This window comes from Phenylobacterium sp. (assembly GCF_031984885.1).
GTDB lineage: Bacteria > Pseudomonadota > Alphaproteobacteria > Caulobacterales > Caulobacteraceae > Phenylobacterium.
The window spans coordinates 51652-65458 of the sequence record NZ_DAMABV010000002.1; the positions used below are offsets into that span (position 1 = coordinate 51652).

Genomic DNA, 13807 nt, shown 5'->3' on the forward strand with positions numbered 1-13807 from the left:
CGGACTCGCCTATATTGGCCCCATGCCGACCGAAGTGACCGCAGAAGCGCCCCTGCAGGGCGCGGCCCTGATCAAGGACGAGGTGCGCCGCCTGCCCGACGCGCCGGGCGTCTATCGCATGATGGGCGAGGGCGGCGAGGTCCTCTATGTCGGCAAGGCGCGCTCGCTGAAGAAGCGGGTGCTGCAGTATGCGCAAGGCCGGTTCCACACCCAGCGCATCGCCCTGATGGTCGACCTGACCCGGTCGATGGAGTTCGTCACGGTCCGCACCGAGACCGACGCCCTGCTCCTGGAAATCAACCTCATCAAGCAGCTCAAGCCGCGCTTCAACGTGCTGCTGCGCGACGACAAGAGCTTCCCCGAGATCGTCATCCGTCGCGACCACCCGGCCGCCCAATTGCGCAAGCATCGCGGCGCCCACACGATCAAGGGCGACTATTTCGGGCCGTTCGCCTCGGCCCATTCGGTGACCAAGACGCTGAACACCTTGCAGAAGGCGTTCCTGCTGCGCTCCTGCTCGGACAGCGTCTACGAAAGCCGCACCCGGCCGTGCATGCTGCACCAGATCAAGCGCTGCGCCGCGCCCTGCACGGGGCTGATCAGCCTGGAGGACTATGCCGGCCTGGTCGAACAGGCCGAGGACTTCCTGCGCGGCAGGAGCCGGGCCGTGGTCGGCAGGCTGTCGGCCGAGATGCAGGCCGCCTCGGACGACATGGAGTTCGAGCGCGCCGCCCGCATCCGCGACCGCATCCGGGCCCTGGCCTCGGTCTCCCAGGAGCAGCAGATCAATCCCGAGACCCTGGAGGAGGCCGACGTCTTCGCCCTGCACGCCGAGGGCGGCCAGGCCTGCGTGCAGGTGTTCTTCTTCCGCGCCGGCCAGAACTGGGGCAACCGCGCCTATTTCCCGCGCGTGGACAAGTCCGACGAGGACCCCGACGTCATGTCGGCCTTCCTGGGCCAGTTCTACGACGACAAGCCGATCCCCAAGCTGATCCTGGCCAATGTCGAGCCGGCGGAGTGCGAGCTGCTGTCGGAAGCCTTCGCCCTGAAGGCGGGGCGCAAGGTCGAGATCAACCGGCCCAAGCGCGGTGAGAAGGCCCAGTTGGTCGACCACGCCCTGACCAACGCCCGCGAGGCCCTGGGCCGCAAGATGGCCGAGAGCTCGGCGCAGTCGAAGCTGCTGGCCGGGGTCGGCGAGGCCTTCGGGCTGGAGGCGCCGCCCGAACGCATCGAGGTCTACGACAACGCCCACATCTCGGGGACCAATGCGGTCGGCGGCATGATCGTCGCCGGGCCCGACGGCTTCCAGAAGGGCCAGTACCGCAAGTTCAACATCAAGGGGACCGACCTCACCCCCGGCGACGACTACGGGATGATGAAGGAGGTCATGCGCCGCCGGTTCTCGCGCATGGTCAAGGACGAGGAGGCCGGCGAGAACCCGCCGCGGCCCGACCTGGTGCTGGTGGACGGCGGGGCAGGCCAACTGGCGGCCGTGCTGGAGATCATGGCCGACCTGGGCGTCGACGACATCGACGTGGTCGGCGTGGCCAAGGGGCCGGACCGCGACGCCGGGCTGGAGCGCTTCTTCATCGAGGGCAAGACGCCCTTCATGCTCGAGCCGAAGTCGCCGGTGCTCTACTACCTGCAGCGCCTGCGCGACGAGGCGCACCGCTTCGCCAACGGCAGCCACCAGACCCGGCGCGCCATGGACATCAAGAAGAACCCGCTCGACGAGATCGACGGCGTCGGCCCCGGTCGCAAGCGCGCCCTGTTGCACGCCTTCGGTTCGGCGCGGGGCGTCAGCCGCGCCTCGGTGGACGACCTCGCCAAGGTGGACGGGGTCAGCGAGGCCCTGGCCCAGCGGATCTTCGATTTCTTCCGCAAGGGTTGAGCCAGCGGCTAGTCTGCGTGTCCCGACCCACGAGGAGACGCCCATGTTCCGCATCGCCGCCGTCGCCCTGTTCGCCGCCCTGATCCCGGCCGCGAGCCAGGCCAGCTCGCCGCAGGCCTGGGAAGAGTTCCGCGCGGACGTCGGCGCCAGGTGCCTGGCCGCCGCCAAGGCGAGCGGGATGAAGACCCCGGAGGTGGTGGTCCACCCGCTGGGTACGGAAACCTACGGGATTGCCGTGCTACGGGAAGGCGCGGACAAGCGAATCTGCGTCTATGTCAAGCAAACCCAGAAGGTCGAGCTGACGCCGGCCACCTAAAGGACCGCTCTGCGGTAAAGCCGCCATGAAAGCTCTGCCGAACATCCTGACCTCGCTGCGGCTGGTCCTGACCCTCTTCGTCTTCCTGGCGCTGGCGACGGCGGCGGGGGCGGTCCCCTATGTCAGCGAGCGCCTGACGCCCGAGGCGCAGTTCTCGCTGCAGCGCTGGGCCTTCTGGTCGTTCGTGATCGCCGCGGTCACCGACTTCTTCGACGGCTGGCTGGCGCGCAAGCTGGACGCCGTCACGGTCTGGGGGGCGATCCTCGACCCGATCGGCGACAAGGTGCTGGTCTGCGGCGCGATCCTGGGCCTGCTGGCCATGGGCGGCCAACCGGCGGTGGTGCTGCCGGCCGGACTGATGCTGTTTCGCGAATTCACGGTCAGCGCCCTGCGCGAAGTGGGCGCCGGCAAGGGCGTGAAGCTGCCGGTCACCCTGCTCGCCAAGTGGAAGACGACGCTGCAGCTCACCGCCCTGGCGGCCGAACTGCTGGTGGCCTCGTGGGGCGCCTTCGGCCTGCCGGCCGATCCGGCCATCGAGCAGCCGGTGGTGCTGTTCGCCCACGGCCTGATGTGGCTTGCGACCATCGTCACCCTGATCACCGGCGCCCAGTATTGGGAACAGACCCGCAAGGCGCTCAGCGCGCTGTAGATCGCTCTGGGATCCTTCCCGAGAAGGCGGAGCGATTGTTCGTCATGGCCGGGCCGGCAGGTCCCGGCCATCCATAGACGCTGAGTTCTGCCGAAACACCTGGCGCGCATGGACCCCCGGCACGCTTGCGCGGCCGGGGATGACGATCAGACGAAGGGGGCCTGGTCAGGTCAGGCCGGGGCCTTTTCGGCGGCGCGGGCCTTCACGCGCTCGATCCAGGCGACGATGTTCTTGTTGTCGGGGTTGATCGGCTGGCCGACCGAGGCGCCGAACTGCAGGAAGCAGAACAGCAGGATGTCGGCCAGGGTGAAGCGCTCGCCCGCCACCCAGGTCTTGCCGCTCATCAGGCCGTCCAGCCAGGTGATCTTTTCCTGGGCCAGTTCCTTCAGGTCGCCGGCGGCGTGCGGGATGGTGCGCAGGCGGCTCTGGAACAGCGGCAGGCCCTCGGCGAACCGGAAGCCGTTGGCCATCGGCTCGCAGATGTTCAGGTCGATGCGGCGCACCCACATGCGGGTGGCGGCGCGCTCCTCCGGGGTGCTCCCGATCAGCGAGACGCCCGGAAACTTCTCGTCCAGATATTCACAGATGGCGGTGATTTCGGCCAGGTGCGAGCCGTCGTCGAGCTCCAGGCACGGCAGTTGGCCGGCCGGGTTCTTGGCGACATAGGGCGGCTGGCGGTTCTCGCCGGCCATCAGGTCGACCTTCTCGGTCGGGATCTCCGCGCCCTTTTCGGCCAGGAACATGGTCACGACGGCCGGATTGGGGCCCATCGACGTATAGAGTTTCATGCCGTCCTCCCTGGCAATTTTGTTGGCCGGCAGGATGCGCAGGCTTACGCGAGGGTGATCAAGCTCAATCTCGCAGGGCGACCTGCAAGGGCAGCCCGCCCTGCGGCCGCAGGCTGACGTCGGCGGTCGGAAACACCTGATGGTCGCGATCGGGCGAGAACCGGAAGCGCGCCAGCCAGGAGGCCAGGATCAGCGCCCCCTCGATCATCGCGAACTGGGCGCCGATGCAGACGCGCGGGCCGGCGCCGAACGGGATGTACTGAAAACGATGGTGGCCGGCCTTGGCCTCGGGGCTGAAGTTCTCGGGATCGAAGCCGTCGGGGTCCCGCCACAGCGCCGTATGGCGGTGCACCACCCAGGGCCAGATCGAGACCATGTCGCCCTTGCGTACCCGATGGCCGCAGATGACGTCGTCCGCCAGCGCCTCGCGCTCGATGCGGTGCACCGGCGGATAGAGCCGCATCGCCTCCTCCAGCACCATGCGGACATAGGGCAGGCGCGCGGCGATCTCGCTTGCGCCGCCTCCAGCGGCGAGGGCGGTCATGGCCTCCGTCGCCGCGCGTTCCTGCACCGTGGGGGCCCGGCTCAGCAGGTAGAGGCTCCAGGTGATCGCGTTGGCGGTTGTCTCGTGTCCGGCGACCAGGAAGGTCACGGCGTTGTCGAGGGTGAGCTTGGCCGCCTGCTCGGGCGAGCGCGTCTTGGCGAAGGCCTCGATGATCCGGCTCATGAAGTCCGCTGGCGGGTCGGGGTCGGCTTGGCGCGTGCGAATGAACTCGGTCAACCGGGCGAGCAAGTACTTCTGACCGGCCTGGCCGCGGCGCGCGGTCGGCGAGCGGTCCAGCCAGGGCGCGCCGAACAGGACGCCCGGCCGGTACTCGGCCAGGCCAGCCAGCGCCGCATGGATATGAGCCGAAGCCTCGTCGGACGTCAGGGCGGTCTCGCCCGAGAACAGCGCTTGGCCGATCACATCGAAGGTGGCGCGCACGGCCTCGGCGGACGCGTCGATGCGGCCTTCCGACTGCTGGGCCCAGCGATCCGCCGAGCGTCCCGCCACGTCCAGGAAGATCGGCGCGAACTCGGCCACGGCGCCGGGGGTGAACACCGGCGCCATCAGGCGGCGCTGATCCTTCCAGGATTCGCCGTCAGCCAGGAATAGGCCCTCGCCGATCATCGACCTGAACAGGCGCTTCACGATCCGAGGCTTGGCGTAGCCCCCGGCGTTGGTCAGCAGCACGTGGCCGATGGCGTCCGGATCGTTGACCAGATGGTAGCGCAGCGTAGCGATGCGCCGGAACCAGTACGGCTCCTCGAACGCCGCCTGCGGCCAGTTCAGCAACGGGTTGCGCCGCATCTCGCCGACGAACTGCCGCCAGACGGGAAGCGGGCGTTCCAGGCGGGGCGGATAGGCCGGCCGGAAGTCGAGCGTCTGGTTCATTCTGGGCCCTTCGCGACACGACGAAGGCTCGGCGACAGCGCGGCCCTTGTCACACGACTTCTGCGTCGAGCGTCCGTGAGCTCAGCTCACTAGAGAGGGCTGGGTTCCGGCGGCGGCTCGGGCAGGGGGATGAATTCCTGGTCGTCGGCGTCCGGCAGCTTCATGCGCCCGGCTCGCCAGTCGGCCTTGGCCTGCTCCAGCCGGTCCTTGGACGAGGAGACGAAGTTCCACTCGATCAGCCGCGGGCCGATCGGCTCGCCGCCCAGCAGCATGACGATCGCATCGCCGATCGCCGTGAACAGCACCGGCTGGCCGGGCTCGAACACCAACATCTGGCCTTCGTGGAACTGGCGGCCGTCCACCTCGACCATCCCCTGCGCCACATAGGCCGCGCGCTCCGGATACTCGGCCGGCAACTGGGCCTGGGCGCCGGCGCTCAGGTGCCAGTGGACGTAGAACATCGGCGAATGGGTCTTCACCGGCGAGGCGGCGCCGAAGGCCTGGCCGGCGATCAGCCGCGCCCACAGGCCCTTTTCCTCGTGGGTCGGCAGGACGTCCGGCGAGTAGTGGTCGAACGAGGGGGCCATCTCCTCGTCCTCGACCGGCAGGGCGATCCAGGTCTGGATGCCGTTCATGCGGCCGCCCTTCTCGCGCAGGGTCTCGAAGCGCTCGGAGTGGGTGATGCCGCTGCCTGCGGTCATCCAGTTCACCTCGCCCGGGCGGATCGGCTGGGTGACGCCGACGGAATCGCGGTGGGTCATCTCGCCCTCGAACAGATAGGAGAGCGTCGAGAGCCCGATGTGCGGATGCGGCCGCACGTCGACCTCGCGGCCGAAGCCGGCCTGGAACTGCGCCGGTCCCATGTGGTCGAAGAAGATGAAGGGGCCGATCATCCGCCGCTTGGCGTATGGCAGGACGCGCCCGACCTCGAACCCGCCGAGGTCCTTGCGCCGTTGGTCGATAACGAGGTCGATCATTTTCCCGCTCCCTGCGTTTCCTCCTGCGGGGGAGGCGCAGGAAGGAGGCTAGCCTTGCGCGCTCACATAGGGGCTGACAAGGCCGAGGGGCGCGGCGGTGGTGTGCTTCACCGAGCGGATGACGATCCGGCTCTCGATGTTCGACACCAGGCCCAGGGAGAGGATCTTGTCGCGCAGGAAATCGTCGAAGGCGTGCATGTCGCGGGTGACGATGCGCAGTTCGTAATCGGCCGAGCCGGTGACGGTCGCGCACTGGACGACTTCGGCCAGCTTGGTGATCGCGCCCTCGAAGGCGTCCAGGTTGTCCTTGGTCGGCAGGCTGAGCTTGACGGTGCAGTAGACCTCGAAGCCCAGGCCCAGGAGGTCGCGGTCCAGGATGGTTACGCGGCGCTGGATGACGCCGGTGTCTTCCAGGCGCTTGATCCGCCGCCAGCAGGGGCTGGAGGACAATCCGACCCGTTCAGCGATCTCTGCGACCGACAATCCGGCGTCGTGCTGGATCAGATCCAGAATCTTGGCATCGACCGCATCGAGGGCCTCGGACAATTTTTCCTCCATCAAACCGCGTAAGTGAGCGTCATTCTTGCCCCGAAATGGGAGAAGTGGGGCACGCCTTTGGCAAGCAATTCCATCGATCTTATATGATCTTCTATAGCCATTGGGGAGCCGAAAAGGAAAGATATTGCTATGCGGCACGCTGACGTGACGCTCGACGACAAATTCCTGCTCACGGAAGGTCGAGTCTTCATCACGGGCGTCCAGGCGCTGCTCCGGGTGATGATGGATCAGCATCGCCTGGACAAGGCCGCCGGCCTCAACACGGCCGGATTCGTATCCGGCTATCGCGGTTCGCCGCTGGGCGGCCTCGACCAGCAGGCCCATCGCGCCGCCAGGTTCCTCAAGGAAGCCGAGGTCGTCTTCAAGGAAGGCCTCAACGAAGACCTCGCGGCCACCGCCGTCTGGGGCAGCCAGCAGGCCAACCTGTTCCCGGGCGCCAAGTTCGATGGCGTCACCGGCATGTGGTACGGCAAGGCCCCCGGCGTGGACCGCACGGGCGACGCCTTCAAGCACGCCAATTTCGCCGGGACCTGGGCCAAGGGCGGCGTCCTGGCCGTGGCCGGCGACGACCACAACTGCAAGTCCTCCACCCTGCCGTCGCAGTCGGAATTCGCCTTCCAGGACTTCGAGATGCCGGTGCTGTCGCCGGCCGACGTGCAGGAGGTGCTCGACTACGGCCTGATGGGCATCGCCATGTCGCGGTTCTCGGGCCTGTGGGTCGGGCTGATCGCGCTGGCCGACACCATGGACTCCGGCGTCACCATCGACGTCTCGGTGAACCGCCACCAGATCGTCGCGCCGACGAACTTCAACATCCCGGCCGGGGGCCTGGGCATCCGCCTGAAGGACCAGCCGCTGGAGAAGGAGCGCCGGCTCCGCAACTTCAAGATCCCCGCGGCGCTGGCCTTCGCCCGCGCCAATCGCCTGGACCGGGTGATGCTCGGTTCCTCGCGCCCGCGCCTGGGCATCGTCTGCCAGGGCCAGGCCTACAAGGACGTGATCGAGGCGCTGGCCGCCATGGGCATCTCGGCCAGGCAGGCCTCGGACCTCGGCGTCGCCATCTACAAGGTCGGCATGCCCTGGCCGCTGGAGCCGACAGGCCTGCGCTCGTTCGCCGCCGGCCTCGAGACCCTGATGGTGATCGAGCACAAGCGCCCGCTGATCGAGACCCAGGCCCGCGCCGCGCTTTACGACCTGCCCGCCCACGCCCGGCCCAGGATCGTCGGCAAGGTCGACGAACAGGGCCATCCGCTGCTCTCGGAGCTCGGCTCGCTGTCGGTGGCCGAGGTCGCGCTGGCGATCGCCGACCGGCTTCCCCCCGGCCCGCACATGGAGCGGGTCCACGACTATCTGAGCCGGGTGTCCGCCGCCTCGATGGCGGCCGTGACCCTGGCCGCCGACCAGCAGCGCAAGCCGTTCTTCTGCTCGGGCTGCCCGCACAACACCTCGACCCGGCTGCCGGAAGGGACCCGCGCCCTGGCCGGGATCGGCTGCCACTACATGGCCAGCTTCTCCGATCCGCAGACCGACCTGAACAGCCACATGGGCGGCGAGGGCCTGACCTGGGTCGGCTCGGCGCCGTTCACCACCGAACCGCATGTGTTCGTGAACCTGGGCGACGGCACCTACAACCACTCCGGTTCGCTGGCGATCCGCGCCTCGATCGCGGCGGGCAGCCACGTCACCTACAAGCTGCTGTTCAACGACGCCGTCGCCATGACCGGCGGCCAGGCGGCCGAAAGCGGCTTTACGCCCGCCCAGATCACCCGCCAGCTCGCTTCGGAAGGCGTAGCCAAGACCGTGATCGTGGCCGACGATCCCAGCCGCTACGAGGGCGTCGCCGACCTGGCGCCCGGCGTCGAGGTCAAGCCGCGCGCCGAACTGATGAACGTGCAGAAGATGCTGCGCGAAACGCCTGGCACGACGGTGCTGCTCTACGATCAGGTCTGCGCCACCGAAAAGCGCCGTCGCCGCAAGCGCGGCGCCATGGAGGTCGCCACCAAGCGCGTCTTCATCAACCCGCTGGTCTGCGAGGGCTGCGGCGACTGTTCCAAGAAATCGAACTGCGTCTCGGTCGAGCCGCTGAACACCGAGTTCGGCCGCAAGCGCAAGATCAACCAGTCGAGCTGCAACACCGACTATTCCTGCCTGCAGGGCTTCTGCCCGTCGTTCATCACCATCGAGGGCGGCCAGAACGCCCAGGCCAAGGCGATGCCGGCCCTGACCGCCGACTCCACGCCGCTGCCCACGGTCGAACCGCTGGAGGGGGTTCGCAACATCCTCTTCACCGGCATCGGCGGCACCGGGGTGACCACGGTCGCCTCGGTCCTGGCCATGGCCGCCCACGTCGATGGCCGCGCCTCGTCGGTGGTCGACATGACCGGCCTGGCCCAGAAGGGCGGGGCGGTGTTCTCCCACGTGCGGATCGGCGAGAACGAGGACACCGTGGTCGGCGGCCGCGTGCCGGCGGCCTCGGCCCACGTGCTGATCGCCTGCGACATCCTCTCGGCCGCCGGCGCCGACGCCCTGGCGCTCTACGCCAAGGACCGCACCGCCGCGGTCGGCAATGAGGACTTCGCCCCGACCGCCGACTTCGTCACCGACCGCGACGTGCGCTTCGACGCCGGCGTCATGGCCCGCAAGATCAAGGCCGCGGCCAAGACCTATGACCAATGCCCGGCCCATCACCTGGCCGAGAGCAACTTCGGCGACGCCATCTTCGCCAACATGATCATGGTCGGCTTCGCCTGGCAGAAGGGGCTGATCCCGCTCTCCAGCCGCGCCGTCTACCGCGCCATCCGCCTGAACGGCGTGCAGGCCGAGGCCAATCTCCAGGCCTTCGAGCTGGGCCGCCGCGTCGCCCATGATCCGAGTCTGGCCAAGGCGGCGGAGGATCATGCGCCGACCCCCGAAACCATGCCGCTGGACGAGCTGATCGCCCACCGCACCCGCGAGCTGACCGCCTACCAGAACGCCGCCTACGCCAGGCGCTATGCGGACAAGGTGGCCAAGGTCGCCGCGGCCGAGGCCCCGCTGGGCACGGACAGGCTGACGCGCGCGGTGGCCGTCAACCTCTACAAGCTGATGGCCTACAAGGACGAGTACGAGGTCGCGCGCCTCTATACCGACGGCCGGTTCGCGCAGGAGCGCGGCAAGGCGTTCAAGGGCGGCAAGACCAGGATCCTGCTCTCGCCGCCGCTGATCGCGCCCAAGGGCCCGGACGGCAAGCCGAAGAAGATCGAGTTCGGCGGCTGGATGCTGGAGACCGCCTTCCCGATCATGGCCAGGATGAAGGGCCTGCGCGGCGGTCCGCTCGACATCTTCGGCCGCACCGAGGAGCGCCGGATGGAGCGGGGCCTGATCGCCGAGTACGAGGCGGGCCTCGACCGGCTGCTGACCGGCCTCGACGCCGGGCGCCTGCCCCTGGCCACGCAGATCGCCCAGGTTCCGCAGGCGATCCGCGGCTTTGGCCATATCAAGGAGGCTTCGGTGAAGGCCGCCAAGGCCGACGAGGCCAAGCTCTGGGCCAGATGGGAGGCGGCGGGCTGAGGGCCGTCTACTTCGCCGCCGCCCGCACCGCCTGGGCGAAGGCCGCCTGCGCCGCCCACAGTTCGTCCTTGGAGGCGGCCGGCCAGGCCGAATTGACCGCGATCACCAGCTTCTCGGCCGGATAGACGAAGATCTGCTGGCCGAAGATGCCCTCGGCCGCATAGCCGTCCGGGATGATCCACCAGAAATAGCCGTAGCCAGTCTCGACCCCGCCGGGCGGGAAGGCCTGATGGGCGCGGGTGGCGTCGGCGACCCATCCGGGCGGCAGCACGTCCTGGCCGCCGGCCTTGCCGCCCTCCAGCATGAACTGACCCAGGCGCGCATAGTCGCGGGCGGTCATCGACATGCAGCAGCCGCCGCGCTCGTGCCCGGCCGCGTCGTCGACCCAGATCGCGTCCTGCTCCATGCCGTAGGGCGCCCAGATCTTCTCGGAGAGGTAGGCCGACAGCGACTTGCCCACCGCGTTGGACACCAGGATGCCGGCCAGGTCGGTCTCGCCGGTCTTGTAGACGAACTTGCTCCCAGGTTCGGCCTCGCGCGGCAGCTTGCGCATGTAGCTGACGATCGGGTTCATGCCCGGCTCGCCCGGCGTCACCCCGGCCTTGGCGACGTCGGAATTGAGGTCGGTATAGTCCTCGTTCCACTTCACCCCGGAGGTCATGGTCAGGAGCTGGCGCACGCTCACGCCCTCATAGGCGCTGCCCTTCAGCTCGGGGATGTAGGCGGTCACCGCATCGTCCAGGCTCTTGATCCTGCCGTCCTTGATCGCCGCCCCGACCAGGGTGGCGGTGACCGACTTGGCGACCGAGAACGAGGTCCAGCGCTCGTCCGGCTTGCGGTCCAGGCCATAGCGCTCCAGCACGATCTTGCCGTCCTGCAGCACCACGACGGCGGAGGTGTCCATGGCGGTCATGAAGCTGTCGAGGGTCTGCGGCGCGCCGTTCCAGGTCCACTTGGGATCGAGCTGCCTGTCGGCGAGGGGGAGCTCCTTCACCTGCGCGCCGCGCGGCACGACATGGACCGGGGTGACCTTTTCCATGTTGCGATAGCCGTAGCGCTGTTGCGCCGGCGTCCAGGCCAGGATCGATCCGCCGGCCGGCGGCGGGGCGGGGTCCTGGGCCAGCGCGGCGCCGTGCAGGCCCGCGGTCAGCGCCATGGCCGTCAGTATGAGTTTGTTCGCGTGCATGGGCGCCCTCCCGCTCTATTTGTAATTGACCGCCAAGCTAGAGAGGCGTGAGCAGTTTGCATACCGCCGTGCTTCGGCTAGGCCTTGGCCATGGCGGATTTCGATTTCGACGCGGTGGTGGTCGGCGCGGGGGCCGTGGGCCTGGCCTGCGGCTATGCGCTCAGCAGGCGCGGGCTGGTGGTGGCGGTGCTGGAGGCCGGCCCGATCATCGGCGAGGGCGTCTCGGCCCGCAATTCCGAGGTCGTCCACGGCGGCCTCTACTATCCGACCGGCTCGCTGAAGGCGCGGCTGTGCGTCCAGGGCCGGCGCGCGCTCTACGGCTTCCTCGACGCCCACAAGGTCGCCTATGACCGCTGCGGCAAGCTGGTGGTGGCGACCAACGCCGCCGAGGTCGGGCGCCTGGACGGCATTCTCGAGCAGGCGCAGGCCAACGACGTCGAGGGCATGGCGCGCCTGACCAAGGCCCAGGCCCTGGCGCTCGAACCGCAACTGAGCTGCGAGGCGGCGCTGATCTCGCCCGAGAGCGGCGTGTTCGACAGCCATGGCTACATGCTGGCCCTGCAGGGCGAGATCGAGGCGGCGGGCGGCGCGGTGGTGACCTCGACGCCGTTCGAGGGCGCCACGCCGCTGGAGGCCGGCGGATTCTCGATCCGCGCCGGCGGCGCCGAGCCCACGACCCTGACCGCGCGCCTGCTGATCACCGCGCCGGGCCTCTCGGCCCAGCATGTCGCCGCCGAGATCGAGGGCTTTCCGAAGGACGGCATCCCGCCGCTGCACTATGGCAAGGGCGTCTACTTCCGGCTCACCGGCAAGGCGCCGTTCGCGCGGCTGATCTATCCGCCGCCGATCCCCGGCGCGCTCGGCACCCACTATCGCCGCGACCTGGGCGGCCAGGCGGTGTTCGGGCCCGACCTGCATTACGTGGACCAGATCGACTACAGCGTCGATCCGGCGCTGGGCGAGGCTTTCTACGCTTATATCCGCAAGTTCTGGCCGGGCCTGCCCGACGGCGCCCTGGCCCCCGACTACGCCGGCATCCGCCCCAAGCTGCACGGGCCGGGCGAGCCGCAGCCCGACTTCCGCATCGACGGCCCGCAGAAGCACGGCCTGCCGGGCCTGGTCGCCCTGTTCGGCATCGAAAGCCCCGGGCTCACCTCGTCGCTGGCGATCGGCGAAGAGGCGGCGGGGCGGCTGGGGCTATAGCCGATCCAGAGGATCTCGCGGGCTCACCCCTTCGGCGTTACCTTCAGCACCCGGCCGTTCTTGCTGTCGGTGGCCAGGTAGAGCGCGCCGTCCGGGCCGACGATGACGTCGCGGATGCGCTCGTTCAGGTCGGTCAGCAGGCGCTCCTCGCCGACCACCTTGCCGTCCTGCATGACCAGGCGCACCACGGCCTTGCTGGCCAGGCCGCCGATCAGGATGCTGCCCTTCCACGCCGGGAACAGGTCGGCCTCGTAGAAGGCCATGCCGGCCGGCGCGATGACCGGGTCCCAGTAGTAGACCGGCTGCTCCATGCCTTCCTTGGCGGTAAGGCCCTGGCCGATCGGCTTGCCGGAATATTCCAGCCCATAGCTGATGGTCGGCCAGCCATAGTCCTTGCCCGCTTCCGGCTGGTTCAGCTCGTCGCCGCCGCGCGCGCCGTGCTCGACCTCCCACAGCTTGCCGGTCCTGGGGTCGATGGCGGCCGAGAGGATGTTGCGGTGGCCGTAGGACCAGATCTCCGGCCGCACGCCGGCCTTGCCGACGAACGGGTTGTCCTTCGGGATGGAGCCGTCGGCGTTGATGCGGACCACCTTGCCGAGCGTCCCGTCCAGGCGCTGGGCCTGGGCGCGGCCCTCCAGGATCGACCGCTCGCCGGTGGTGACGAACAGCGTGCCGTCCGGGGCGAACACCAGCCGTCCGCCATAGTGCTTGGTCGAGTTCAGCGACGGCGTCTGGCGGAAGATGACCTGGACGTTCTCGACGCGGTCGCCGGCCAGGCGGCCGCGCGCCACCGCGGTGTTGTTGGTCCCGTCGGCCGCCGGCTCGGCATAGCTCCAGTAGATCAGGCCGTTCTCCGCGAACTTCGGATCGACCGCCAGGCCCAGCAGGCCGCCCTGGTCGGCGCCGACCACGGCGGGCAGGCCCAGAATGGTCCCGGACAGCTTGCCGTCGGTCCCCAGGATGCGCAGTTGGCCCAGGTGCTTTTCGGTGATCAGCAGCCGCCCATCGGGCAGGAACGCCAGCGCCCAGGGCATTTCCAGGCCCTCGGCGAGCGTCGTGACCTGGACGGCGACGTCCGACTTCGCTTCCGGCGCCCGGGTCTGGCCGGCGAAGGCCGGCTTCTGGTCGGGGGCGTTGGCCGGCCTGGAGTCCGCCGGCGCGGCGGCGGGCGATTGGGCCTGGCCGCCCGACCCTCCGCAGGCGGCGACCAGGGCGGCGAGGGCGGTGGTGATCAGCAGGCGGCGCATCGTGGGTC

11 protein-coding genes are annotated in these 13807 nt (G+C 69.0%); 5 read left to right on the forward strand and 6 right to left on the reverse strand.

Features of this window, described 5'->3' with window-relative positions; all coding sequences use genetic code 11:
- Positions 1 to 22 precede the first annotated feature (22 nt).
- The 3 genes from uvrC to pgsA are packed head-to-tail and all read left to right on the forward strand — an operon-like array spanning position 23 to position 2856.
- On the forward strand, positions 23 to 1891 hold the full coding sequence (gene uvrC, locus RTL41_RS03690; RefSeq protein ID WP_312161457.1) for an excinuclease ABC subunit UvrC: 1869 nt from the start codon (positions 23 to 25) through the stop codon (positions 1889 to 1891).
- Between the two features lie 43 nt (positions 1892 to 1934).
- Positions 1935 to 2207 (forward strand): hypothetical protein, encoded by a 273-nt coding sequence (locus tag RTL41_RS03695; protein ID WP_312161458.1) that lies wholly within the window; start codon positions 1935 to 1937, stop codon positions 2205 to 2207.
- Positions 2208 to 2232: 25 nt separating this feature from the next.
- On the forward strand, positions 2233 to 2856 hold the full coding sequence (gene pgsA, locus RTL41_RS03700; RefSeq protein WP_312161459.1) for a CDP-diacylglycerol--glycerol-3-phosphate 3-phosphatidyltransferase: 624 nt from the start codon (positions 2233 to 2235) through the stop codon (positions 2854 to 2856).
- 170 nt (positions 2857 to 3026) lie between these two features.
- Here pgsA and RTL41_RS03705 read toward each other — a convergent pair whose 3' ends face one another.
- From RTL41_RS03705 to RTL41_RS03720, 4 genes are all read right to left on the reverse strand, one after another.
- Positions 3027 to 3644: a glutathione S-transferase family protein gene (locus tag RTL41_RS03705; protein ID WP_312161460.1), complete on the reverse strand. Its 618-nt coding sequence runs from the start codon at positions 3642 to 3644 to the stop codon at positions 3027 to 3029.
- A 64-nt stretch (positions 3645 to 3708) separates the two neighbouring features.
- On the reverse strand, positions 3709 to 5079 hold the full coding sequence (locus RTL41_RS03710) for a cytochrome P450 (protein WP_312161462.1): 1371 nt from the start codon (positions 5077 to 5079) through the stop codon (positions 3709 to 3711).
- Between the two features lie 89 nt (positions 5080 to 5168).
- A complete protein-coding gene (locus RTL41_RS03715) occupies positions 5169 to 6056 on the reverse strand; it encodes a pirin family protein (RefSeq protein ID WP_312161463.1) in 888 nt (295 codons plus the stop codon).
- A gap of 48 nt (positions 6057 to 6104) precedes the next feature.
- Positions 6105 to 6602, reverse strand: coding sequence for an Lrp/AsnC family transcriptional regulator (locus RTL41_RS03720; protein WP_312161465.1), 498 nt, complete (start codon positions 6600 to 6602; stop codon positions 6105 to 6107).
- A 141-nt stretch (positions 6603 to 6743) separates the two neighbouring features.
- On the opposite strand from RTL41_RS03720, the gene RTL41_RS03725 reads away from it, so the two are divergent.
- Positions 6744 to 10163 carry an indolepyruvate ferredoxin oxidoreductase family protein gene (locus RTL41_RS03725; RefSeq protein ID WP_312161467.1) on the forward strand — a complete coding sequence of 1140 codons (3420 nt, stop codon included), beginning with the start codon at positions 6744 to 6746 and terminating at the stop codon, positions 10161 to 10163.
- A gap of 7 nt (positions 10164 to 10170) precedes the next feature.
- Here RTL41_RS03725 and RTL41_RS03730 read toward each other — a convergent pair whose 3' ends face one another.
- A complete protein-coding gene (locus RTL41_RS03730; RefSeq protein ID WP_312161468.1) occupies positions 10171 to 11349 on the reverse strand; it encodes a serine hydrolase in 1179 nt (392 codons plus the stop codon).
- Positions 11350 to 11439: 90 nt separating this feature from the next.
- On the opposite strand from RTL41_RS03730, the gene RTL41_RS03735 reads away from it, so the two are divergent.
- Complete coding sequence (locus tag RTL41_RS03735; RefSeq protein WP_312161471.1) at positions 11440 to 12552, forward strand: NAD(P)/FAD-dependent oxidoreductase; 1113 nt, start codon at positions 11440 to 11442, stop codon at positions 12550 to 12552.
- Positions 12553 to 12575: 23 nt separating this feature from the next.
- On the opposite strand, the gene RTL41_RS03740 is transcribed toward RTL41_RS03735, so the two are convergent.
- Entirely contained in the window at positions 12576 to 13799 is a 1224-nt protein-coding gene (locus tag RTL41_RS03740) for a PQQ-dependent sugar dehydrogenase (protein WP_312161473.1), read from the reverse strand.
- Positions 13800 to 13807 lie beyond the last annotated feature (8 nt).